This is a genomic window from Streptomyces sp. NPDC014907 (assembly GCF_055562975.1).
Genome location: NZ_JBVHEG010000001.1, coordinates 804468 through 828198 on the forward strand (window position 1 = coordinate 804468; position 23731 = coordinate 828198).

Consider the following 23731-nt stretch of genomic DNA (forward strand, 5'->3'; position numbering starts at 1 on the left):
GGTGCCTCTTTCTACGCGCATAGAAGGGGAAAGGGGGAGCGGCCCTCCCCATCGTGCCGGAAGGGCCGCTCCGAAGTGCTACGTGTTGAGGTGGTCCGGGCCGAAGGCCTGCGGCAGCATCTCGGCCAGGGTCAGGAACCCGGCCGGGGTCTCCAGGACGAGTTCGGGCCCCCCGAACTCGTACAGGAGCTGCCGGCAGCGGCCGCACGGGACCAGGGACTCGCCCCGGCCGTCCACGCAGACGAAGTGGGTGAGCCGGCCGCCGCCGGTCGCCCGGAGCTGCGAGACGAGCCCGCACTCGGCGCACAGGCCGACGCCGAAGGAGGCGTTCTCCACGTTGCAGCCGGAGACCGTCCGCCCGTCGTCCACGAGGGCCGCCGCGCCGACCGGGTAGCCCGAGTAGGGGGCGTACGCTCGGGACATCGCCTCGCGCGCCGCGACCCGCAGGGCCTCCCAGGCGGTCTCGGGAAGGCCGGTTCCGGAGGGGTCCGCGGTCACTTGCCCTGTCCCTTCCGGTACGGCAGGCCGTCCGCCTTCGGCATCCGCAGGCGCTGCGCCGACAGGGCGAGCACGAGCAGCGTGGTGATGTACGGGGCGGCGTCGACGAACTGGCTCGGGACCTCGTCGGTCAGCCCGTACCAGAGGAAGAACCCGGCGGAGAAGACGGCGGCGACCACCGCGGCCACGTACTTCTTCCTGTACAGCTGCCAGAGGGCGGCGATCACCAGGAGCAGCGCGACCAGGAGCAGCAGCGCGTGGACGTTCTCGGCGCCGCCGCGCAGCTTGAGGCTGTCGGTGAAGCCGAAGAGCCCGGCGCCGAGCGCCATGCCGCCGGGCATCCAGTTGCCGAAGATCATCGCGGCGAGACCGATGTAGCCGCGGCCGCCGGTCTGGCCCTCCTGGTAGATGCCGGTGGCGACGATCGCGAGGAAGGCGCCGCCGAGGCCGGCGAGGGCGCCGGAGATCGTGACGGCGATGTACTTGTACTTGTAGACGTTGACGCCCAGGGACTCGGCGGCGACCGGGTTCTCGCCGCAGGAGCGCAGCCGCAGGCCGAAGGCCGTGCGCCACAGCACCCACCAGGTGGCCGGGATCAGCAGGATCGCGACGACGGTGAGCAGCGACAGGTTGGTGACCAGGCCGCCGAGGATGCCGGCGAGGTCGGAGACCAGGAACCAGTGCTTGGCCTGGAGGTCCTGGAGCCAGTCGGAGAGCCCCGGGATGGTGATCTTGGTGATCTCCTCGATGCGCGGGGACTGCTTGGAGGAGCCGCCCTCGGCCTCGGCGAACGTGAAGTTCGACAGGTACTGGGTGAAGCCGACCGCGAGGATGTTGATCGCCACGCCGGAGACGATGTGGTTCACGTTGAACGTGACGGTGATGACCGCGTGGAGCAGGCCGCCGAGCGCGCCGCCGACGAGTCCGAGGAGGACGCCCGTCCAGGGGCCCCACTGGTAGCCGGCCCAGGCGCCGAACCAGGTGCCGAGCACCATCATGCCTTCGAGGCCGATGTTGACGACGCCCGCGCGTTCGGCCCACAGGCCGCCGAGACCGGCGAGGCCGATCGGGACGGCGAGCTGGAGCGCGCCGGAGACCTGGCCCACGGAGGTGAGGTCGTCGGCCCCGGAGACGACCCGGACCAGGGAGAAGAGGACGAGTCCGGCCGCGACGATCAGCAGGATCCACGGCAGGGTGAGCTTGCGGCGCCCGCCGCCCTTGGGCGCGGCGCTCGGCTTGGTGGCGGCGGCGGTGCTCATGCCGAGACCTCCTTGTCGGTCTTGAGGGCGCCGCCGGCGGCGAGTTCCTCGCCGACCTTCTGCTGCTGGCGGCGGAGGCCGTAACGGCGGACGAGCTCGTAGGAGACGACCACGGCGATCACGATGATGCCCTGCATGATCTGGGTGATCTCCTTCGGGTAGCCCTCGGTGTCCAGCGTCGAGGACGCCTTGTCGAGGAACGCGAAGAGCAGGGCCGCGAAGAGGATGCCGACCGGGTGGTTGCGGCCGAGCAGGGCGATGGTGATGGCGGTGAAGCCGACACCGGTCGGGAAGTCGAGGCTGTACGTGTGGGACTCGCCGAGCAGCGTCGGCATGCCGGAGAGGCCGGCCAGCGCGCCCGAGATCAGCATCGAGGTGAGGATCATCTTCTTGGCGTCGACGCCGCTGGCCTGGGCGGCGGACTCGCTGGCGCCGGTGGCGCGCAGGTCGAAGCCGAACCGGGTGCGGTTGAGGACGAACCAGTAGACGACGCCGAGGGCCAGGGCGACGAAGGTGAAGCCGTAGACGACGCCGTTGCCCTCGCCCATGTCGATGCCGGGGAACCAGCCGGACTCCGCGATCTTGCCGGTGGTGAGGTTGTTGGAGCCCGCGGGCTGGACGCCGAAGTTCTTCGGCAGGATCAGCCAGGCGACCAGGGAGGTCGCGATGGCGTTCAGCATGATCGTCGAGACGACCTCGGAGACGCCGCGGGTGGTCTTCAGGATGCCGGCGATGCCGGACCAGAAGGCGCCGGTGAGCATGGCGACGAGCACGATCACCAGGATGTGCAGCGGGCCGGGCAGCTCGATCGAGGCGCCGACCAGGGCCGACACCATCGCGGCGAGCCGGTACTGGCCGTCGACGCCGATGTTGAACAGGTTCATCCGGAAGCCGATGGCCACGGCCAGGGCCGCCAGGTAGTAGATCCCCGCCTGGTTGACGATCAGCACCTGGATGTCGGAGTACGCGGCGTTGTCGATCATCAGCGTGATCGGCTCGATCGGGTCGAGGCCCGTCGCGAGCAGCACCAGCATGGTGAGCACGAAGGAGGAGACAAGCGCGAGCACCGGGCCGGCGGCCCCGATGATCAGCTTGTCCTTGTCGAATTTCATCATCGGGCGTCACCGTCTCCGGGGTGCTCTTCAGTGCCTTCGAGGCGTCCGGTGGCCGCGCCGGTCATGGCGGAGCCCAGCTCCTCGGGCGTGATGGTGGCGGGGTCGGCGTCGGCGACGAGCCGGCCGCGGTACATGACCTTGAGGGTGTCGGAGAGACCGATCAGCTCGTCGAGGTCGGCGGAGATCAGCAGGACCGCCAGGCCCTCGCGGCGGGCGTCCCGGATCGCGTCCCAGATCTGCGCCTGCGCGCCGACGTCCACGCCCCGGGTGGGGTGGGCGGCGATCAGGAACTTGGGGGCGTGGCTCATCTCGCGGCCGACGATCAGCTTCTGCTGGTTGCCGCCGGAGAGGGAGGCCGCGGTGACGTCGATGCCGGGGGTGCGCACGTCGTACTCGCGCACGATCCGCTCGGTGTCCTTGCGGGCGGCCTTCGGGTCGAGGACGCCCCGCCGGGAGTTGGGGGCCTCGGTGACGTGGCCGAGGATGCGGTTCTCCCAGAGGGGGGACTCCAGGAGCAGGCCGTGGCGGTGCCGGTCCTCGGGGATGTAGCCGATGCCGCCCTCGCGGCGCTTGCGCACCGAGACCCTGGTGATGTCCGTGCCGTCGAGGGTGATGACGCCCGCGTCGGGGACGGACATGCCCATCAGGGCCTCGATCAGCTCGGTCTGGCCGTTGCCCTCGACGCCCGCGATGCCGAGGATCTCGCCCTTGTGGATGGTGAGGGAGACGTCGTCGAGGAGCTTGCGGCCCCCGGCGGCCTCCTCGTGCAGGGTGACGGCCCCGGCGGGGTCCGGCGGGGCGGCGCTGGTCAGCGGCGTCCCGGCGGCGGCCTCGGACAGCGTCAGGCCCTCGACCCGGAGCATCGGCACGTCGGTGACGGTCGACTCGCGGGTCTCCGGGGAGGGCAGCTCGCTGCCGACCATCAGCTCGGCGAGCTGCTTGGTGGTGGCGGTCTTCGGGTCGGCGGTGCCGACCGTGGTGCCCCGGCGGATGACGGTGATGTCGTCGGCGACCTTCAGGACCTCGCCCAGCTTGTGCGAGATGAAGATGACGGTCAGGCCCTCGGACTTGAGCTCGCGCAGGTTGTCGAAGAGCGCGTCGACCTCCTGCGGGACGAGCACGGCGGTCGGCTCGTCGAGGATGAGGATGCGGGCGCCGCGGTAGAGGACCTTGAGGATCTCCACGCGCTGCCGGTCGGCGACGCCGAGGTCCTCGACGAGGGCGTCCGGGCGGACCCCGAGGCCGTACTGGTCGGAGATCTCCCGGATCTTCTTCCGGGCCCCGGCGCCGATGCCGTGGAGCTTCTCGCCGCCGAGGACGACGTTCTCCAGGACGGTGAGGTTGTCGGCGAGCATGAAGTGCTGGTGCACCATGCCGATGCCGCGCGCGATGGCGTCACCGGGGCTGGAGAAGGCGACCTGCTCGCCGTCGACGGCGATGGTGCCCTCGTCCGGCTTCTGCATGCCGTAGAGGATCTTCATGAGGGTCGACTTGCCGGCACCGTTCTCGCCGATGAGGGCGTGCACGGTGCCCTTGCGGACCGTGATGGCGATGTCCTTGTTGGCGACGACGCCGGGGAATCGCTTGGTGATGCCGTGCAGTTCTACGGCGGGGGGGCTGGACGCGTTGATGACGCACTCTCCTTGGCCGGAAGGAGCGGGAGCGGGAGGGCAGGGCGGGGCGAAGCTATCGTGCCGAGGAGACATCTACACGCGTAGCACTGCCGGAGAATGAAAATCCGTACGGGAACGGGGCCCGGCCCCGGTGGAGGTCCCACCGTGACCGGGCCCAGCGGTCGCTGACCTGCGGTTCCCTACGGAGCGGTCTTGACCGTGATCTTGCCGTCGACGATGTCCTTCTTCGCCTTCTCGACGGCGGCGGTGACGTCGGTCATCTTCTTGTACGCCGGGTTGGAGTCGGCCAGGCCGACACCGTCCTGGGCGAGGCCGTAGCGGACCTCACCGGTCTGCGGCTTGCCGTCCTTGACCGACTTGATCAGGTTGAAGACGGAGTCCGAGACGTCCTTGGTGACCGAGGTCAGGATGTGGTCCTTGTACTTGGCCAGACCCGCCTGGCTGTACTGGTCGGAGTCGACGCCGATGGCCCACTTGCCCGCAGTCGCGGCGGCCTCGATCGAGCCGGAACCGGCGAGACCGGCGGCGGCGTAGATCACGTCGGCGCCCTTGTCGAGCTGGCCCTGCGCGGCGGCCTTGCCGAGGTCGGGCTTGGAGAAGCCGTCGAAGTTCGGCGGCTGGGTCAGGTACTGGACGAGCACCTTCGCCTTGGGGTTGGTGTCCTTGACGCCCTGCGCGAAGCCCGCCTCGAACTTCTTGATCAGCGGGACCTCGACGCCGCCGATGAAGCCGACGGTGCCGGTCTTGGACGCCTTGGCGGCGGCGACGCCGGCCAGGTAGGAGCCCTGCTCCTCGTTGAAGACGAGGTTGGCGATGTTCGGAGCGGTCACCGAGGTGTCGTCGATGAGGCCGAAGGTGGTCTTCGGGTAGGCCTTGGCGACCTTCTCGATGGCCGGGGCGTAGGCGAAGCCGACGCCGATGACCGGGTTGTTCCCGGAGCGGGCGAGGGCGGTGAGGCGCTGCACCTTGTCGGCGTCGCCCTCACCGGCCGAGGGCTCGGCCTCCTTGCCCTTGACGCCCAGCTCCTTCTCGGCCTTCTGGAGGCCCGCGTAGGCGGCGTCGTTGAAGGACTGGTCGCCGCGGCCGCCGATGTCGTACGCGATGGCGGCGGTGACCGACTTCGTGTCCGAGCTGGAGCTGGAGCCGGAGCCCGACGAGGACTTGCCACACGCGGTGGCGGAGAGGGCGAGCGCCGCGGAGGCGATGCCCACGGTCGTGATCCTGGTGATCCGGCGCAAGAGGAGGGTCCCTTCAAGACTGACCGAAAGCGCCTCTTCCGGCGCTGGTTTCGCGGCGATCGTAACGCGCGTAGATGTCAGTTAAAGACCCGTTCATGAGTCGTTATCGGATCGTCGCGAACCGGCTCCTGCCGGGCCACCGAGGGCGTTCGGGCCGGTACCGCCGGTTATACCGGCGGGGACGGGGGCGCTTCCGGGGGCGTACGGCCGACACGCCGGGCGCTCGGCCGACCGGGTGTGCGGGGTGGGCCGGACGGATGAGGGCCGGACGGGTGGGGCCGGGTGCGCGGGCGGGGTCCGGGTGCGCGGCGTCCGGGTGGGCGGGGTCCATACGGGCAAGGGCCGGGTGCGCGGGGTTCGGACGGGCGGGGGCCGGACGGGCGGGGGCCGGACGGGCGGACGGGCGAGGGACGGGCGGGGCCCGAACGGGCGGACGGGCGGGGGCCGGACTCCGGCTCACCCGCCCGGACGCGGGCCTTCTCGCCCGGACGCCGGCCCACCCGCCCGGACGGTGACGGCCCGGGGCCCGGAGCCGCGTCCGGGCGGCCGGGGTCAGGGCTGCGGCAGGCCGTCGATCAGGGCCGCCGCCGTGAAGAGCTCCACGGCGGTCTCGATGCAGCTCTCGTCCACGTCGAAGTCGCCGGCGTGGAGGTCGCGGACCCGGGTGTCGCCGGGGACGCGGACGCCGAGGCGCGCCATGGCGCCGGGGACGTGCTCCAGGTACCAGGAGAAGTCCTCGCCGCCGAGGCTCTGCTCGGTGTCCTCGATCGCCTGCGCCCCGCGCCGGACGGTCATGGCGTCGCGGAGCAGTTCGGCGACGGCCGTGTCGTTGACGACCGGGGGGACGCCCCGGACGTAGGTGACGGTCGACTTGGCGCGGTGCAGGGCGGCGATCTCGTCGATGGCCGCGTGCACCAGGTCGGGCGCGTCGCGCCAGGCCGGCAGGTCGAGGCAGCGGACGGTGCCGGAGAGTTCGGCGTGCTGCGGGATGACGTTGGGGGCGTGGCCGGACTCGATGCGGCCCCAGGTGACCGAGAGGCCCGAGCGGGCGTCGACGCGGCGGGCCAGGACGGCGGGGACGTCGGTGGCGACGCGGGCGGCGGCGGTGACCAGGTCGGTGGTGAGGTGCGGCCGGGCGGTGTGGCCGCCGGGGCCGTCGAGGGTCACTTCGAGCCGGTCGCAGGCGGAGGTGATGGGACCGGCGCGGAGGCCGATCTTCCCCGCGTCGACCCTGGGGTCGCAGTGGACGGCGATGATCCGGCCGACGCCGTCCAGGACGCCCGCCTCGACCGCGTCGGCGGCACCGCCGGGGAGGACCTCCTCGGCGGGCTGGAAGATCAGCCGCACGGCGTTCGGGAGGAGCCCCTGCCGGTCGAGGCCGGCGAGGACGAGGCCGGCGCCGAGGACGGTGGTGGTGTGGACGTCGTGTCCGCAGGCGTGGGCGCGGTTGGCCACGGTGGAGCGGTAGGCGACGGTCTTGACGTCGGGGATGGGGAGCGCGTCGAGGTCGGCGCGGAGGGCCAGCACGGGCCGGGCCGGGTCCGGGGTGCCGATGTCGCAGACGAGTCCGGTCCCGGCCGGGAGGACCCGCGGCGCGAGTCCGGCCGCCTCCAGGCGGGCCTTGAGCGCGGCGGTCGTACGGAACTCCTGCTTTCCCAGCTCGGGGTGCATGTGCAGGTCTCTGCGGAACGCGATCAGTTCGGCGCGCAGGGAGTCGGACAGCTTTCCGGGCAGAGTGGCGGAGCCTGGCTCACGGGACTTGGACTGGTTCACCTTTTGAAGGGTAGGCCTTCGGGGCGGTCAACTGCCCGTTGATCACGAAAAGTTCAACCCGTTAGGGGAAAGATCCCTTGTTTTCGGGGCTTGAGGGGTCCTTCCTGTGGGTAAGCTCACCCGCTTTCGGAGCGGTCCTGCCGGTGCGTATCGGCGCGTGTCGGTCCTCGCCGGTGTGTGCCGGTCCTCGCCGGTCCCCGGGCGCCTTCCGCCGGCCGCCCCGGTCCGGGCCGGCCGCTCATCCGTATTCGAGCCGGTCCACCTCGTGGGCCGCCGTGCCCGTCACGCCGGAGAGGAAGCCCCGCGCCCTTGGCGACGCGGTCGCCCGCAGCCACGCGGGCGCGACCTCGCAGACGGCGACCTTCACGCCCGTCCCCGCCAGGGCGAGGGGCAGGGTGTGCACGACGGTGGACGGGAAGCTGACGATCGTGCGTCCGACCGGTCCCCGCCGGGCGACCAGTTCCAGGGGGAGTTCGGGCCGGACCACCTGGAGGCCCGTCTCCACCGCGATCCGGTGCAGCTTCCCCGCGCCCTCCCTGCGGTGGGCGAAGTAGCGGGTGGCGCCGTGGGCGCGGGCGAGCCCGCCCACCACGCGGACGTAGTGGTCGGCGTCGACCACCCCCGTCTCCACCAGCGAGGTGCCCACCAGGTCCGCGCCGCCGGTCAGCAGCGGCGGACCGAAGCGGCTCCGGGTCCAGGCGTAGCCGTTCCCGGTGACCGCGACGCCCTCCGGGGCCTCCACGGGCAGCGAGGTGAAGACCTCGACGGTGCGGCTCCCGGCCGGGGCGAGCCGCCGCCGGGCGAGCGCGGTCACGGGGGCGAGCACCAGTTCGCGCGGGCCGAGGACGCCGGCGCGGTGCCAGCGGACCAGGCGTTCGCCGCTGCCGAGCCGGGCGGCGAACTCCATGGTCGCGGTGCCGTCGTCGACCACGGTCACGTGCCGGGGCGCGAAGAGGGTCAGGAGGAGCTGGACGTACCGGGAGAACGGGTCCCCGACGACGACCCGCTCCGCCGAGCGCAGCGGCCCGGCGAGCCGCCGCAGGGTGCGGACCAGGGCGCCCCGGCCGCCGCGGGCCTCCTGCCAGTGGACGGTGAGGCCCTCGTCGCGGGCCAGCCGGGCCATCCGGCGCAGCTGGCCCCGCGACATGGGGTCGGTCGGCGAGAGGACGACGACCGTGAGGGGGGCAGTGGCGGGCGCCGTGCCGGGGGCGGCGGGCGCTCCGGTGCTCTGGGCCCGGACGTGCGCCCATTCCAGGACGTTGAGGAGCTGGACCGGGCTCTCGACGAACGCCAGCTGCCCGGTCATGCGGCGACGGCGCCCTGGACCCGGCGGAGCTTCTTCATCGGGCCGAGCTCGGACTCGTAGACCTTCTTGACGCCGTCTCCGAGGGCCGTCTCGATGGTGCGGATGTCGCGGACCAGGCGCTGGAGGCCCTGGGGCTCGACGGAGGCGGCCTGGTCGGAACCCCACATGGCGCGGTCGAGGGTGATGTGGCGCTCGACGAAGGCGGCGCCGAGGGCGACGGCGGCCAGGGTCGTCTGGAGGCCGGTCTCGTGGCCGGAGTAGCCGATCGGGACGTTCGGGTACTCCTCCCGGAGCGTCTGGATGACGCGCAGGTTCAGCTCCTCGGCCCTGGCCGGGTAGGTCGAGGTGGCGTGGCAGAGCAGGATGTTGTCGCTGCCGAGGACCTCGACGGCGTGCCGGATCTGCTTCGGCGTCGACATGCCGGTGGAGAGGATGACCGTGCGGCCGGTGGCGCGCAGCTCGCGCAGCAGCTCGTCGTCGGTGAGGGAGGCGGAGGCGACCTTGTGGGCGGGGACGTCGAACTTCTCCAGGAAGGCGACGGCCTCGGTGTCCCACGGGGAGGCGAACCAGTCGATGCCGCGTGCGCGGCAGTGCTCGTCGATGGCGCGGTACTCGTCCTCGCCGAACTCCACGCGGTGGCGGTAGTCGATGTAGGTCATCCGGCCCCACGGGGTGTCCCGCTCGATGTCCCACTGGTCGCGGGGGGTGCAGATCTCGGGCGTGCGCTTCTGGAACTTGACCGCGTCGCAGCCGGCGTCGGCGGCGACGTCGATGAGGGCGAGCGCGTTCTCCAGCTCGCCGTTGTGGTTGATGCCGATCTCGCCGGTGACGTAGACGGGCCGGCCGGGGCCGGCGGTCCTGGTGCCGAGGGTGCGCAGACGGGTGCTCATGACGGGATCTCCTCAGGGTGCGGGGCGGGGCGTGCGGGGGTGTCGAGTTCGGGGCCGAGGAGCCAGGCGGCGATCTCGCGGATCGCCCCGGCGCCGCCGGCGGCGACGGTGACCGCGCGGGCGGCGGACCGTACGGAGTCGTGGGCGCTGCTCACCGCGACGGGCCAGCCGACGAGGTGGAAACAGGGCAGGTCGTTGACGTCGTTGCCGGCGTAGAGGACGCGCTGCGGGTCGACGCCCTCGGTCTCGCACCACTCCTTGAGGGCGCGGTCCTTGCGGTCGACGCCGTGCAGGACGGGCACGTTCAGCTTGCGGGCGCGGGCGGCGACGACCGCGTTGCGTTCGGTGGAGAGGATGAGGACCGGGAGGCCGGCGCGGCGCAGGGCGGCGATGCCGAGGCCGTCGCCGCGGTGCGCGGAGACGAACTCGCGTCCCTCGGCGTCGAGGTGGACCCGGTCGTCGGTCTGGGTGCCGTCGAAGTCCAGGACCACCGCGTCGACGTCGGCGAGGCCGGGGGTGACGGGCGCGTCGAGGAGCGGCGCGAGGGCGCGGGCGCGGGCCAGGTCGTGGGGGTCGTCGATCTCCAGGACCCGGGCGGGGTCGGTGACGACGAGCGCGGTGCGGCCGAAGAAGCGGTGCCCGTGGGTGCGGAAGCCGGGCGCGGCCATGGCGTAGACGGCGCCGGTCTCCAGGTACTCGGGCTCCCGGTCCTGGCGGCGGGGGCGGCGCGCCCTGTCGTGGTTGACGCCCTCGGCGCCCCGTTCGGTCTCGCGCCAGAGGAAGCCGTGCGACGGGGCGGCCGTGAAGGCCGTGTCGGCGGCGCCCGACAGGACGCGGCCGGCGGTCCCGTCGATCTCGGCGGAGGTGAGGAAGGGGCTCGTGCACTGGACGAGGAGGACCACGTCGGCCGGGCGGCCGTGGGCGGCCTCGAAGGCGTCCAGGGCGTGCAGGACGGCGGCCTCGCTGGTGGCGGTGTCGCCCGCGATCCCGGCGGGGCGCCGCACGGTCCCGGCGCCGGCGGCGCGGGCCGCCGCCGCGATGGCGTCGTCGTCGGTGGAGACCACGACGTGGGTGACGGAGCGGGCGCCGAGGCAGGCGCGGACGGCGCGGCCGACCAGGGGGACCCCGGCCACCGGGGCGAGGTTCTTGGCGGGCACGCCCTTCGAACCGCCCCGGGCGGGCACGACGGCGAGCACGGTGGGGACGGCCCCGGGGGCGGCCGCGGTCTGCGGGGCCGGGACCGGGACCGCGACGGGCTCCGCGGCCGGCGCGGTGATCGGTTGCACGGCCGGCGCGGTGATCGGTTGCACGGCCGGCGCGGTGGCCGGTTGCGCGGTCGGCGCGGTGGCCGGTTGCGCGGTCGAGGACATCAGAGGTCTCCCAGGCGGCGGACGACGGGGGCGACGCGCTGCACGCCGTGGCGGTACGCGCCCCGCGCGGCCTCCCGGACGACCCGGCGCAGCCCGCTCTCGCGGGGCGCGGGCGCGGTGACGTCCAGGCGGTGGCGGGCGAGGATGCCGGGCAGGTAGCCGGGGGCCGTCTCCGCGGTGTAGTAGGGGCTGATCGGGGGCAGCGCGGGGAGCGCCAGGAGTTCCGCGACCCGGTCGCGGACCGCGTCGAAGGCCTTCTCGTACGGGCTGTCGGACGCGACGCCCTGGCGGGCGAGCCAGGTCTCGTCGGGCTCCGGGACGGCCCCCCGGTCGAGCCGGTCGAAGGAGGTCAGCAGGCCGGAGCCGACGAAGTGGTGGTTGCCGAGCGCCTCGCGGACGCCCAGGTCGGTGAGGATCGCGGTGGGGACGCGCCGGTGGAGGGCTTCGAGGGCGGCCGTCGAGGAGACGGTGACCAGCAGGTCGGTGCGGTCGAGGACCTCCCCCATGTGCCCGTACACCAGGCGGAAGTTGGGGGGCGGGGAGAGTTCGCGGACCAGCTTCTGGAACGGGAACTCCTCCAGGTGCGTGGTGTGTTCGCCCGGTTTGGAGCGGAGTTTGAGGAGGACCTCGCGGTCCGGGTGGAGGCGGGCGTGTCCGGCCAGCCGCCGCAGGACGTAGGCGCGTTCGGCGCGGGTGGCGGGGACGGAGGGCTGGGCGGCGAAGACCAGGGTGTCGCGGCCGGCCAGGGGGGCGTACGGGGCGCCGCCGAGGAAGGGCAGCGCGGCCTCCACCACCGCGTCGGCCCCGGCGCCCACGCCCTCGTACACGGCACGGAAACGTTCCGCGTCGTGACGGGAGTTGGCCAGGACGACGTCGGCGCCGTGGCGCAGCAGGAGGCCGTCGGTCAGCTTCTCGTAGACCACGCCGACGTAGCCGGTGACGACCACCGGGCGCCGTTTCGGGCGCAGGTCGGCCAGCCCCTGGAGGACCGCCCGGACGGTGCCGCCGACGAGGGCGAGGACGAGGACGTCGTACCCCTCGCCGCGCGCCTCCGCGTCCCGGACCTCGCGCAGGAACTCCGCGCCCGTCACCTCGCGCGGTGCGGTCGTGGACGCCCCGGTCTCGGCGAGCTGGCGGGCGGTGGGGGTGGCCCGTCCGCGCAGGACGAAACCGGTGGGCTCGGCGCTCGGCGCCGTGATGCGGCGCGCGGTGAGGGCGCCCCACTTCCACCGGGTGTCGGAGTCGGCCAATACGGCGATCCGTACCGCTTCTCTGGTACTTGCTGGCACGCCGAGGACGCTAGAAGGGCATTCCGCTGCGCGGCCCAACTCGGCTTCAACAGACGGTGAACAGGCCGCCGCCGCGAGCTGAAGCGGGTCGGGTTCCGGTCGTCCGGGGGCCGGTTCGCGCCCCCGGGAAAGGCGGTTAATCAGCCCGCCGCCCGGTGTTCACCGGACATCCCTCCGCCGGTCGGGGGGTGTGCCGGGGCGGCCCCTAGCGTCGGCCGCGTGGTCAAGCTCTCCGTCGTCGTGCCGTTCTTCAACGTGCAGACATACGCTCCCGACACCCTCACGAGCCTGCGTGCCAACGCCCGCGAGGACTTCGAGTTCCTGCTGGTCGACGACTGTTCGTCGGACGGGACCCCGGAGCTCCTCGAACGGGCCGCGCGCGAGGTCCCGGGTGCCGTCCTGATCCGGCACGCGCGCAACGAGGGCCTCGCCACGGCCCGGAACACCGGCCTCGACGCGGCCCGGGGCGAATACGTCGCCTTCCTCGACGGGGACGACTGGCTCTCCCCCGGCCACTACGGGCGGCTCGTGGCGGCGGCCGAGGAACTGGGCTGCGACTTCCTGCGCACCGACCACGTCTCCGTCACCGGCCGCGCCCGCGCGGTCCGCCGGGTGCCGGTCCCCCGGCGCGGCGAGGTGCTGCGCCCCCGGGACGCGATCCTGCCGTCGCACCGGACGACCTCGGTCGACTACCCGTACGCCTGGGCCGGGATCTACCACCGGCGGCTCCTCGAACGGGGGCTGCTGCACTTCCCGCCCGGTCTGCGGACGGCCGAGGACCGGCCGTGGATCTGGCGGCTGCACCGCGAGGCGGAGTCCTTCGCGGCCGTCGGCGAACTCGGCGTCTTCTACCGGCGCGGCGTGGCGACCTCCCTCACCCAGATCGGTGACGTCCGGCAGCTGGACTTCATCCGCGCCTTCGACCAGGTGATCGAGGAGACGGCGCGGGACCCGGAGGCGGACCGGCTCCTGCCGAAGGCCGTGCGCACCTACTGCGCGGTGATCGCCCACCACAACGGCTCGGTCGAGCGGTTCGAGCCGGAGGTGGCGCGCCGGCTGAGGGCGACGAGCGCGGGGGCGCTGCGGCGGATGCCGCAGGACGTCCTCGACGAGGTCCTGACGGCGATGGGCGGCGACCGCGCGGCCCTGCTGCGCCGTCTGCGCCGCCGCAGGCCGGCGCCCCCGCCGGCGGGACCGGACCCGTCCGGACCCGGGGCGGGACCGGCCGGCCCGCCGGCCGCCGCGCCGTCGGAGGCCGCCGCGTGAGCCCCCGCCGCACCACCCAGATCTTCTGCGCCTCCACCCTCTACGGGGTGGTGACGCTCGCCGCCGCCATCGACAGCGGCCGCTTCGGCCCCGCCGGCCGGCGCCTCCTCCTGGTCACCAACAACGCGCCCGTGCCGGAGACGACGCCCGCCCCGGACGAGGCCGAGGGCTTCGCGCGGCTGCGCGGCCGCTTCGACTCGGTCCTCTCCTGGAACGAGACGATCTCCCCGCTCCACCCGGGCGGCTGGACCCCCCGCGCGAGCGACCTGCCGCTCCTCCAGCGCCATCTGCGCACGCTCTGGGACCTCGGCGACGACCGGGTCGAGCTGGCCCTGGAGTCGATCCAGGTGACGCCCGCGCTCGCCGTCGCCCAGCTGTTCCCCGAGGCGCCGATCACGGTGTACGCGGACGGCCTGATGAGCTACGGGCCCACCCGCAACAAGATCGACCCGCTCGTCGGCGGGCGCGTGACGCGGCTGCTGCACCTGGACCTCGTGCCCGGGCTCACGCCGCTGCTGCTCGGGGAGTTCGGGGCGGTGCCGGAGACCGTGCCGACGGAGGCGTTCACCCGGTGCGTCGGGGAACTGGCGGGCCCCGCCGCCCCCGGGGCGGTCCCGGAGGAGGGCCCGGCGCTGCTCCTCGGCCAGTACCTGGCGGCCCTGAACCTGCTGACCGCCGCCGAGGAGGAGGAGCTGCACCTGCGGATGGTCAGGGGCGCGGTCGCCCGGGGCCACCGGCGGCTCGTCTTCAAGCCGCACCCGACGGCCCCGGACGCCCGGTCGCGGGCGCTGGTGCGCGCGGCGGAGGAGCTGGGCGCGGAGCTGACGGTCGAGGACCGGCCCGTCCTCGCGGAGGTGCTCTACCGCGAGCTGCGGCCCGCCCTCGTCGTCGGCTGCTTCTCGACGGCGCTGCTCACGGCCCGCACCTTCTACGGGCTCCCGGTCGCCCGGGTCGGCACGCGCGCCCTGCTGGAACGGCTCACCCCGTTCCAGAACAGCAACCGCGTCCCGCTGACGGTCGTGGACGCGGTGGTCCCGCCGCTGTCCGGCGACGGTACGGAGCGGGGCGGCGAACTCGGTACGGAGGAGCTGAACGACCTGGTCGCGGCGGTCGGCTTCGCGATGCAGCCGAAGATCCGGCCGGAGCTGCGGGAGGCGGCGGTGCGGCACCTGTCGGGGCCGCTCGCCGAGCGCACCCGGCACCACTTCGGCCTCCGCCGCCTCACCGTCCTGAACCTCCCGGGCGGCCTCCCCCTCCCCCGGCACCCGAAGGTCCGCCGCCTGGCCCGGCGTGCGCTGCGGCTGCGCAGGGCGCTGAAGCGGTGACCCGGGGGCGGCTCCGGGTCCCGTACGGGGGTCCCGGGCCCGTACGGGGTTCCGGAGCCCGTACGGGGTCCCGGAGCCCGTACGGGGTCCCGAAACCCGTACGGGGGCCGGGGGCGCGCGGCCCGCACGGCCGGTCAGGCGCGGACGACCGGCTCCTGCAACTCGGTCACCCACAGCGCCGGGTCCTCCGGGCACTCCAGGTACAGCTCGCGGGCGTACCCGGCGGAGGCGTAGCCGTTGGCGTCGATCCAGGTCGCCAGGGTCTGCGCGGTCGGCAGCACGTCGTCCATCGCGCCGTGGTGGACGACGGTCGCCGCCTCCTCGATGCCGGGGAGCACGTGCACGAGGACGCCCTCCACGGCCGTGCCCTCCGGGACGGCCGTGCCGGCGTGGACGACGACCGAGCCGTCGCCCCGCCCCGCGTCCTCGTAGTACGCGACGGCCGGGCCGAAGCCGGTGACGCCCGCGGCGTCGAGCCGGCCGCACAGCTCCCCGTACAGCGGCCCGACGACGGGGGAGACGTCCTGCGGGCCGAAGCTCGCGGCGACCGCGCTCAGTTCGGCGATCCGCACGGCGGGGATCTTCTTGACGACGACTTCCTGGGTGGGCATGCGTCCCTCGCTCTCGATGGCCCGGAGCCTCGCGCCGACCCGGACGAGCCGGGCGCGCGCCTCCGCCAGGGCCGTCTCCAGCTCGGCCTGGCGCAGGCGCAGCATGCCCCGCAGCTCGTGCGCGCCGACCCGCTCGTCGAGGACGGCCCCCACCTGTTCGAGGGTGAAGCCGAGGTCCTTGAGCGCGATGACGCGGTTGAGCCGGGCGAGCTGGTCCGCCGTGTAGAAGCGGTAGCCCGTGTGCGGGTCGACCCGGGCCGGGCGCAGCAGTCCGACGGCGTCGTAGTGACGCAGCATCCGGACCGACACCCGCCCGTGCCGGGCGAAGTCTCCGATGGTGAACATGACGGCCCCCACGGAACGGCCTCACACGGTGTGAGGGTCAAACGGCGCTGCCGAGCGAGAGCTTCGCGGCGAAGCCGAGGAAGAGGACGCCGGCCGCCGAGGTCGCCCCGGCGGAGAGCCGGCGACGGCGGCGGAAGGCGGCGGCGAGACGGGTGCCGCCGAGGATCAGGGCCGTGAGGTAGAGGAAGCTGCCGAGCTGGAGCAGGGCGCCGAGGAGCAGGAAGGAGAGCGCCGGGTGGGCGTAGGAGGGGTCCACGAACTGCACGAAGAAGGAGAGCAGGAAGAGGATCGCCTTCGGGTTGAGGAGGCTGATGACCAGCGCGCGCCGGTACGGGCGCTCGGCGGGGGACGCCGGGGCGCCCGCGGGCTCCTCCGTGACCGTCTCCGCGCGCGAGCGCCACGTCGACCGGGCCGTCCGCAGCATCCCGTACGCCATCCAGGCCAGGTACCCGGCGCCCGCCCACTTCACGATCATGAAGAGCAGCGGGGTGGTCCGGAGCAGGGAGGCCGCGCCGAGTGCGGCCAGGGTCATGAGGACCGCGTCGCCGGTGAAGACCCCGGCGGCGGCCCTGTACCCGGTCCGGGCGCCCCTGCGGGCGGCGACGGACAGGACGTACAGGGAGTTCGGCCCCGGCAGGAGGATGATGAGGACGAGGCCGGCGAGATAGGTCGGCAGATCGGTGACACCCAGCATGCGCGGAGTGTCGCACGCGCGCGCGGTCCCGCGCCGCCGTGTTCCGCGAGGGCGGGGACGGCGGAGGGCCGGAGACGGCGGAGGGCCGGAGACGGCGGAGGGCCGGGGACGGCGGAAGGCCGGGGGCGGCTGCGGGCGGAGGGCCGGGGACGGCGGGGGGGGCGCGTCCGTCCCTCCCGCGCGGCGGACGGCTCGCGGCCCGGGTGCGCAACCGTACGCGCGCGGGAAGCATCCCCCTCCGTACAGAAGCTTTTCCCGGGGGGGGACGATGATGAAGTGGTCCAGGGCCGTCGCACGCGGAGGCGTCGTGCGCAGAGTGGTACTGGTGGGGGTCTCGGTGGCGCTCGCCGCGGGGTGCACGGCCCAGGCGGCCGGCACGGGGAGCGCGGTGAGCGCCGGGGGCACGGGGGCAGGCTCCGCGCGGCCCCCGGCGAAGGCGTCGGCGCCCGCCGCTCCCGGCGCCGCCCCCTCCCGCGCCCCGTCCCGCGTTCCGTCTCCCGCGCCGTCCGGTTCCGCCGCTTCCCCGGGGGCCGGCGGCGGGCCGGCGGCCCGGGTCCTGATGGACGACGGGGACGAGAACGAGAGGGTGCGCGAGCTCCAGGCCCGGCTGCGGCAGCTCGGCCTCTTCGACCGCGCCCCCACCGGTTTCTACGGGACCATGACGGCGGCCTCGGTCAAGGGCTTCCAGAAGAAGCGGGGGCTGCCCGGCACCGGCTCGGTGGACGGGACGACCTGGCAGCGGCTGCTCGCGGCGAGCCGGAAGCCGACCGCCGGCGAGCTGAAGCCGTCGACCACCAACGCCCTGGACGCCCCGGCCCCGGCGTGCCTGACCGGACGGGTCCTGTGCATCAGCAAGGAGAGCCGGACCCTCGCCTGGATGATCGACGGCAAGGTCGTCTCCTCCATGGACGTCCGTTTCGGCTCGGAGAACACCCCGACCCGGGAGGGCACGTTCAGCGTGGGCTGGAAGGCCCGCGAGTGGACGTCGACGATCTACCACACGCCCATGCCGTACGCGATGTTCTTCAGCGGCGGCCAGGCCGTGCACTACTCGTCGGACTTCGCGGCCCGCGGCTACAACGGCGCCTCGCACGGCTGCGTCAACGTCCGGGACCGGGCCAAGCTGGCGGCTCTCTTCGACCGGGTGAGGGTCGGGGACAAGGTGGTCGTCCACTGGTAGCGGCACCGGGGAGGGAAGGGGCGCGGGTGGGACCGGGGGAACGTGTCCCACCCGCGCCGTGTGCGCCGAGCCGCAGGTACGGGGGGAACCCCGGCTCGTTGCGCGGCCGATGACCAGTCGGCATCCCTTACTGCGCCGCCGGGCCGGGAAGTGTTACACCGGCAGCGGCACGCGCGCCGGAACGGCGTTCTTCCCGGCCTTCCCGGTGTCCTCGCGCTTCCCGGCCTTCCCGGTCTCCTGGCGCTTCCCGGCCTTCCCGCTCTGTTCCGCTCCTCCGGCCCGCGCGGCGTCCACCGGCGCCGGGGAGGCCGCGGAGGACCGCCCGGCGGAGGACCCCGCCGGGAGCCGGGCTCCCGCGCGGCCGCTTCCGTTGCCGCCCTTGTTCCCGCCCGCGGTCCCGGGGGCCGGGGGCTCCTGCTTGCCGCCGCGCCCGCCGCCGTCCTCCGGGGCGTCCCCGGAGTGGTCCCGCGCGTCGTCCCCCGCGTCGTCCCGGGGGCCGGCCGGGGACGTGCTGCCGGGGACGTTCCCGGCGGGACCCGCGAGGACGCGGTCGCAGTAGCGGCGCAGGGTCTCGCCGTCGCGCAGGGCGTTCGCGAGCTGCCGCCGTCCGCTGCCGTCGAGCTTCCCCGCGCGGAAGGCCCGGCAGGCCTTGACGGCCTTCTCCCGGGCGTCCGCGCCGCCGGACCCCTCCTGGCCGCCCGTACGGCCGGGCCCGTCCTCCTCGTCCGGGTCCGCTCCGCCGCCCGGCCCCCGGGTGCCGTTCCGCCCCGGGCCGCCGGTGCCGTTTCCGCCCGGGGACAGGGTGCCCGGCGACGCGGTGCCGCCGGCGTCCGTGTCCGCGCCGCCCGCGCCGGCGTCCGCGGAGGGGGACGCGCCGGGCGCGGGGTCGCCGCCGCGCGGCCGTCCTCCGGGAGTGCCGGGGTCCCGGAGCGTCCCGGGCCCCGGGGGGACGGGGGGCCGCGCGGTGTCCCGCGCCGTGGCGGAGGTGGCGGGCGCGGGGTCGGTCAGGGGCAGGATGCCGGTGCCGGCGGCGACGGCGACCCCGCCGACGGCGACGGCGGCGACCGCGGCGGCCAGGCCGTACCGGGCGGAGCGGCCCCAGCGGCGGGGCGGGAAGGCGGCGCGGGCGGGGCGCGCCCGGCCCGGGCCGGCGGGGGCCGTCTTCCCGGGGGCGGCGGCGCGGGCGGCCGCGGCCTCGCGGAAGGCGGCGAGCGCCGCCGCCTCTCCCGGCAGTTCGGCGCCGTCCCCGGCGGCGGGGGCGCGGACCGCGTCGAGCGCTTCGGCGAGGCGGGCCGCCGGGGAGCGCGCGGGGTCGCCGGCGGGTGCGGCGGGTCCGGCCGGGTCGCCGCGGAGCAGTCGCTCCGCGGTCTCCTGGTCGAGCCACTGGTACCGGTCGTCGGCCATCACATGTCCTTCTGCGTACACGGCCGTGTTCGCGTCACACCGTCGGGGGCGATCGGCCCCGGCCTCCGGCCGCGTTGCGGAGGCACGCCGTCCAGCGGGGTCGCGGTCCCGCCGTCGGCCCCGAGGAGTTCGGCGAGCTTCTTGAGGCCCCGGTGCGCGGCGGTGCGCACGGCGCCGGGGCGCTTCCCCAGGGTGTCGGCGGCGCTCTTGGCGTCCAGCCCGACGACCACGCGGAGCACGACGGCCTCGGCCTGGTCCTGCGGGAGCCTGGCGATCAGGTCCATGGTGTGTCCGGTGGCGAGGGCCGCGAGCGCTTCGTCCGCCGTGTCGGACTCGGCGGGCCTGTCGGCGAGTTCGGTCTCGTCGCCCCCCACGGCGGGGCGCCGGCCGCGCATCCTGATGTGGTCGAGGGCGCGGTTGCGGGCGATCCGGGCCGCCCAGCCCCGGAAGCGGTCCGCGTCGCCGCCGAAGCGGTCGAGGTCGCGGGTGATCTGGAGCCAGGCCTCGGAGGCCACGTCCTCGGCGTCGGTCTCGCCGACCAGTGTCCGTATGTAGCCGAGCAGCCGGGGGTGCACGGCGCGGTACACAGCGCGGAAGGCGTCCTCGTCCCCCTGCTGTGCGGCGAGCACCGCGGCCGTCAGCTCCGCGTCGTCCCCCAGCACTCCCCAAACCCTGTTCGTCGGTCGCGTCGTCACGGCCGGTCGTCGCCGTCACGCCGCCCGGGGGCCGTCCGGCACCTCACGGCCGCGCGGTCCCGGCGCACCTGCACGCTACGTCGTGCCCCGGCGCCGCGTCCACGCGGCCCGGCTCCCCTGGCCAACTCGCAACCTTCCGGTGACCGGGCGCGGTGCGACGGGCGAGGGGACCGGCGGTGCGACGGCCGTGCGACGGACGGTGTGACGGGCCGTGCGGCGGACGGTGTGACGGGCGGCGTGACGTGCCGTGCGACGGACGGTGTGACGTGCCGTGCGACGGACGGTGTGACGGGCGGTGTGACAGAAAGCCCTCCCCCGGCGCTGAAAGGAATACGGAACCGTGCTGCGGCTCCGTCGACGACGACCGGGGCCTCTCCTGTGGGGGGTGGCGGCCCCGGTCGTCTTCTCTTTTCCCCCTCTCCCTCCCCTTTGCCGTGGGCTTCGGGCCTCCGGGGCCGACGCATGCCCCGGCAACTGACAACCAACGGTTGACACCCCCACAGCGTCAACCTACGGTTGCCTCATGACGCAGCCCGTACGTCCGAAGATCCCCGTCCGCCTCGACGAACTCATCGAGGCCATCAAGAAGGTCCACTCCGACGCGCTGGACCAGCTCTCCGACGCGGTCGTCGCGGCGGACCACCTCGGCGACATCGCCGACCACCTCATCGGCCACTTCGTGGACCAGGCCCGGCGCTCCGGCGCCTCCTGGACCGACATCGGCCGCAGCATGGGCGTGACCCGCCAGGCGGCCCAGAAGCGGTTCGTGCCCAAGGAGCCCGACGCGGAGAAGGCGGACCCGAACGCCGGGTTCGCCCGCTTCACCCCCCGGGCGCGGAACGTGGTCATGGCCTCCCAGAACGAGGCCACGGCCGCCCGCAACGCCGAGATCACCCCCGCCCACCTGGCGCTCGGCCTGCTCGCCGAGCCCGAGGGGCTCGCGGCACACTGGATCGCCTCGCGGGGCGTGTCCCCCGACCGGCTCCGCGAGGCCGTCACGGCGACCCTGCCGCCCGCCGTGGAGGAGCCGCCCGCCCTCGTCCCGTACGACGCGGCGGCGAAGAAGGTCCTGGAGCTGACGCTCCGCGAGTCCCTGCGCCTCGGCCACCCCTACGTCGGCACCGAGCACGTCCTGCTCGCGCTCCTGGAGCACGAGGACGGGCAGGGCGTCCTGAGCGGGCTCGGTCTCGACAAGGAGCGGGCGGAGCGGGAGATCTCGGAGGCGGTCGCGTCGCTCGCGGTCCCGGCACCGAAGACGGAGACGGAGACCGGAGCGGAGTCCTAGCCGGAAGTCCGCGCCCGGGGCCCGGGTCCGGACCCCGGTCCGGACCCGGGCCCCGGCGGCGGCCCCGCCCCGGGCGTTCCTCCCTTACTGCGCGACCGGGACCGCGCCCGTGGCCTTCGCGTGCTGCAGGGCGGTGAGGCGCCGGACGACGAGGATCGCGGAGACGGCCGCGGCGATGTCGAGGGCGTCACTGGCGAGGAGCCAGTTCGCGGCGGACGCGTACGCCTCGAACGTCTCGGCCCGCTCGTACGTCCTGCTCGCCGCTTGCGTCACGAACGTGCTGACCACGAAGAGCGCCCACCAGCAGTTGAGCAGCCTGAACTCGCCCGGCCGGTCCGCCGCCGAGGGCTCGGCGCGGCTCGCCCGCCAGATGTCCGCGGCGACCCCGCGCGGAATCCAGAGGTTGGCGATCGGGACGAACCAGCCGCCGATGGCCCAGCCCGGCTTCCGTTCCTGCAGGTCCCCGGCCCACACCTCGGCGTTCCGCCGCAGCCGGTGGAACCAGACGATGAAGAGGATGCCGGTCACGAGGAGCGCGAGGAACTGGAGCACTCCCACCACGCCCAGGAAGACGACCGCGTCGTCCAGCGGGGCCACGTCGCCCCCGGAGGCGTCCGGGACCGCCGTCCGGAGCCCGAAGGTGGCGTAGAGACCGAGCAGGTCGACGAAGGCGGTCATGCCGAGCAGCATGACGACGGCGTACGAGAGGCCGTTCGGATTGCGGAGCACGGAAGCTGTTCCCCCCAGGAACGAGACGGCGCCCCTCCCCGGGGCGCCGGGCGGCCGGACGACCGCCGCCGGGGGAACGTACGCGACGCGAAGTCGGTACGTCCACGCCAAAAGTCCTGCTCAGCCCCGTACCTTCGCCGCCAGCTCCTGGAACCGGGCCCAGCTCGTCGTCGGTTTCGACGGGTTCCACACCTTCTGGGACAGCGCCGCGAGGGGCAGCCGGATGCCGTTCGCCACCTGTGCCGGGGTCTGGGCCTTCGACAGGTCGCACCAGACGGCGAACCGCGCGCCCAGGATCTGGGCGTCGTACTTCGCCGGCACGGGGCTCGTGCCGCGCACGACGAGCGGGGTCCACTGCTCGTAGATCCGGCGGCCGGTGGGGTACGTGAAGTCGTTCGGCTGCCCGAGGACGTAGTACAGGTACTCGTCGTTGAGGTTGACCATCTTCCGGCCCCGGCTCAGGTACGAGACGGGCTGCCGGGCGCCGATCTCCTTGCCCGTCCAGTACTCGACCTCCAGGTCCGGGGCCGCGTCCACCACCCCGCCCGTGAAGAAGCCGTCGTTCCACGCCTTGAGGGTCTTGCCGGTGGGGCGGACGACGGCGGCGCGGTCGTTGAGCCAGCCGGTGGCCAGGTCCTGGACGCGGGCGGAGGGCCCGTACCTCGCCTTCGCGGCGCGCGCCAGGTCCGGGTAGGTGGCCTCGGGGTCCTTCGCCATCAGGGCCACGTACTCGTCGGCGCCGAGGTGCCAGTACGCGCCGGGGAAGAGGCGGGAGTACTCGCGCAGCAGGTCGTCGACGATCTTCGCCGACTCCGGGTCCGCGATGTCGACGGCGCCGCGCGGCGCCCGGCCGCTCGCGCTGCGGAGCTGGAGGCCGGGATGGGCGCGGATGACGGCGCCGAGGTGCCCCGGGGAGTCGATCTCGGGGACGACGGTGACGTGCCGTTCGGCGGCGAGGGCCAGGATGCGGCGCACCTCGGCCCGGGTGAGGTGCTGCGCGGAGACCACCTCGGGGTGGCTCTCGGACTCGATCCGGAAGCCCTGGTCGTCGGAGAGGTGCAGACCGAGCTGGTTGAGCTTGAGGTCGCCCATCTCGCGGATGCGGTCCTCGATCCAGGCGGCCGTGAAGTGCTTGCGGGCGATGTCCAGGTTGAGGCCGCGCTGCGGCTTGGCGGGCCGGTCGGTGACCGTCCCCTCGGGCATCGCGCCGGTCGCCCGCACCGACTGCTTGAGGGTGCGGGTGCCGTAGAAGACCCCGGCCTCGTCCGGGCCGCTGATCCGGACCCGGCCGTCCCGGACGGTGAGGGTGTACGACTCGGGGGCGCCCTTCCCGCCGAGGGCCAGCTCGACGTCCCCGGGGCCGGCGGCGACGGCGCCCCGGTAGGGGACGCCCAGCTCCCCGGCCAGCAGCTTCCCCTCGTCGGCGAGACCCCCGCTGTTCGCGGCGACGACGACCCCGCCCGCGCCCGCGGGCTTCCAGCCGGGGCCCCGGGCGGGCTCGTGGGCGCGGACGGCCGGGACCGTGCGGGGCGCCGCGGAGAGGGGGTACGTACGGGTCGGGGTGGGCGTCGGGGTCGGGGAGGGGGGCGCGTCCGTGGGCGTCGCGCCGGTGCCCGCGCCGGGCGGCGGGGCGGCGGAGGGGGAACCGGCCGGGCCCGACGGACCGCCGCCGGAGCAGGCCGCCGCGGTGGCCAGTGCCACGGCGGTCGCCAGGAGCGCGGGGCCCCGCCGGGGCCCCCGTATGGAGTGCCGCATCATGGGAATCCTTCCGTAGGGCGAGCGGTCCGGCCCCTCGGGGGGCGGAACGGAGGAGCTGCCGGAAGCC

General features: G+C 74.3%; 20 protein-coding genes. 4 read left to right on the forward strand and 16 right to left on the reverse strand.

Annotation, left to right across the window (positions count from 1 at the left end; all coding sequences use genetic code 11):
* Window positions 1-78: 78 nt before the first annotated feature.
* The 10 genes from ACZ3IL_RS03600 to ACZ3IL_RS03645 all read right to left on the reverse strand — a co-directional run bounded on the left by ACZ3IL_RS03600 (window position 79) and on the right by ACZ3IL_RS03645 (window position 12372).
* Window positions 79-498, reverse strand: a complete 420-nt coding sequence (locus ACZ3IL_RS03600; RefSeq protein WP_467386157.1) for a cytidine deaminase — start codon at window positions 496-498, stop codon at window positions 79-81.
* Window positions 495-1757 carry an ABC transporter permease gene (locus tag ACZ3IL_RS03605; RefSeq protein ID WP_467386159.1) on the reverse strand — a complete coding sequence of 421 codons (1263 nt, stop codon included), beginning with the start codon at window positions 1755-1757 and terminating at the stop codon, window positions 495-497. Before ACZ3IL_RS03605 ends, ACZ3IL_RS03600 begins: the two co-directional genes overlap by 4 nt.
* Window positions 1754-2872, reverse strand: a complete 1119-nt coding sequence (locus tag ACZ3IL_RS03610; RefSeq protein ID WP_467386161.1) for an ABC transporter permease — start codon at window positions 2870-2872, stop codon at window positions 1754-1756. The genes ACZ3IL_RS03605 and ACZ3IL_RS03610 overlap by 4 nt, the downstream gene beginning before the upstream one ends.
* Entirely contained in the window at window positions 2869-4578 is a 1710-nt protein-coding gene (locus ACZ3IL_RS03615) for an ABC transporter ATP-binding protein (RefSeq protein WP_467386163.1), read from the reverse strand. Before ACZ3IL_RS03615 ends, ACZ3IL_RS03610 begins: the two co-directional genes overlap by 4 nt.
* 107 nt (window positions 4579-4685) lie before the next feature.
* On the reverse strand, window positions 4686-5744 hold the full coding sequence (locus ACZ3IL_RS03620; protein WP_467386165.1) for a BMP family lipoprotein: 1059 nt from the start codon (window positions 5742-5744) through the stop codon (window positions 4686-4688).
* 552 nt (window positions 5745-6296) lie between these two features.
* Window positions 6297-7517: an amidohydrolase gene (locus tag ACZ3IL_RS03625; RefSeq protein WP_467386167.1), complete on the reverse strand. Its 1221-nt coding sequence runs from the start codon at window positions 7515-7517 to the stop codon at window positions 6297-6299.
* A 238-nt stretch (window positions 7518-7755) separates the two neighbouring features.
* Window positions 7756-8823, reverse strand: coding sequence for a hypothetical protein (locus ACZ3IL_RS03630; protein ID WP_467386169.1), 1068 nt, complete (start codon window positions 8821-8823; stop codon window positions 7756-7758).
* Entirely contained in the window at window positions 8820-9713 is an 894-nt protein-coding gene (locus tag ACZ3IL_RS03635; protein WP_467386171.1) for an N-acetylneuraminate synthase family protein, read from the reverse strand. Before ACZ3IL_RS03635 ends, ACZ3IL_RS03630 begins: the two co-directional genes overlap by 4 nt.
* Entirely contained in the window at window positions 9710-10990 is a 1281-nt protein-coding gene (locus ACZ3IL_RS03640) for a cytidylyltransferase domain-containing protein (protein WP_467386797.1), read from the reverse strand. Before ACZ3IL_RS03640 ends, ACZ3IL_RS03635 begins: the two co-directional genes overlap by 4 nt.
* 92 nt (window positions 10991-11082) lie before the next feature.
* Complete coding sequence (locus ACZ3IL_RS03645; protein WP_467386173.1) at window positions 11083-12372, reverse strand: DUF6716 putative glycosyltransferase; 1290 nt, start codon at window positions 12370-12372, stop codon at window positions 11083-11085.
* Window positions 12373-12591: 219 nt separating this feature from the next.
* On the opposite strand from ACZ3IL_RS03645, the gene ACZ3IL_RS03650 reads away from it, so the two are divergent.
* Window positions 12592-13638, forward strand: coding sequence for a glycosyltransferase family 2 protein (locus ACZ3IL_RS03650; RefSeq protein ID WP_467386175.1), 1047 nt, complete (start codon window positions 12592-12594; stop codon window positions 13636-13638).
* Complete coding sequence (locus ACZ3IL_RS03655) at window positions 13635-14963, forward strand: polysialyltransferase family glycosyltransferase (RefSeq protein ID WP_467386177.1); 1329 nt, start codon at window positions 13635-13637, stop codon at window positions 14961-14963. Before ACZ3IL_RS03650 ends, ACZ3IL_RS03655 begins: the two co-directional genes overlap by 4 nt.
* A gap of 134 nt (window positions 14964-15097) precedes the next feature.
* Here the strand turns inward: ACZ3IL_RS03655 and ACZ3IL_RS03660 are convergent, their stop codons facing one another.
* Together ACZ3IL_RS03660 and leuE are read right to left on the reverse strand one after the other, a co-directional pair.
* Complete coding sequence (locus ACZ3IL_RS03660) at window positions 15098-15919, reverse strand: MerR family transcriptional regulator (protein WP_467386179.1); 822 nt, start codon at window positions 15917-15919, stop codon at window positions 15098-15100.
* A 37-nt stretch (window positions 15920-15956) separates the two neighbouring features.
* Window positions 15957-16613, reverse strand: coding sequence for a leucine efflux protein LeuE (gene leuE, locus ACZ3IL_RS03665; protein ID WP_467386181.1), 657 nt, complete (start codon window positions 16611-16613; stop codon window positions 15957-15959).
* Window positions 16614-16884: 271 nt separating this feature from the next.
* On the opposite strand from leuE, the gene ACZ3IL_RS03670 reads away from it, so the two are divergent.
* Window positions 16885-17793, forward strand: coding sequence for a L,D-transpeptidase family protein (locus ACZ3IL_RS03670; RefSeq protein ID WP_467386183.1), 909 nt, complete (start codon window positions 16885-16887; stop codon window positions 17791-17793).
* Window positions 17794-17946: 153 nt separating this feature from the next.
* Here the strand turns inward: ACZ3IL_RS03670 and ACZ3IL_RS03675 are convergent, their stop codons facing one another.
* Window positions 17947-19197: a hypothetical protein gene (locus ACZ3IL_RS03675; protein ID WP_467386185.1), complete on the reverse strand. Its 1251-nt coding sequence runs from the start codon at window positions 19195-19197 to the stop codon at window positions 17947-17949.
* The gene (locus ACZ3IL_RS03680) at window positions 19197-19859 is read right to left on the reverse strand and encodes an RNA polymerase sigma factor (protein ID WP_467386187.1); all 663 of its coding nucleotides are present in this window, start codon (window positions 19857-19859) and stop codon (window positions 19197-19199) included. Before ACZ3IL_RS03680 ends, ACZ3IL_RS03675 begins: the two co-directional genes overlap by 1 nt.
* Before the next feature lie 556 nt (window positions 19860-20415).
* Between ACZ3IL_RS03680 and ACZ3IL_RS03685 the strand changes: the two genes are divergently transcribed.
* Window positions 20416-21177 carry a Clp protease N-terminal domain-containing protein gene (locus ACZ3IL_RS03685; protein WP_467386189.1) on the forward strand — a complete coding sequence of 254 codons (762 nt, stop codon included), beginning with the start codon at window positions 20416-20418 and terminating at the stop codon, window positions 21175-21177.
* An 84-nt stretch (window positions 21178-21261) separates the two neighbouring features.
* Here the strand turns inward: ACZ3IL_RS03685 and ACZ3IL_RS03690 are convergent, their stop codons facing one another.
* Together ACZ3IL_RS03690 and ACZ3IL_RS03695 are read right to left on the reverse strand one after the other, a co-directional pair.
* Entirely contained in the window at window positions 21262-21906 is a 645-nt protein-coding gene (locus tag ACZ3IL_RS03690) for a DUF4328 domain-containing protein (RefSeq protein WP_467386191.1), read from the reverse strand.
* A gap of 120 nt (window positions 21907-22026) precedes the next feature.
* Window positions 22027-23664, reverse strand: a complete 1638-nt coding sequence (locus tag ACZ3IL_RS03695; protein WP_467386193.1) for a beta-N-acetylhexosaminidase — start codon at window positions 23662-23664, stop codon at window positions 22027-22029.
* Between the last annotated feature and the right edge of the window lie 67 nt (window positions 23665-23731).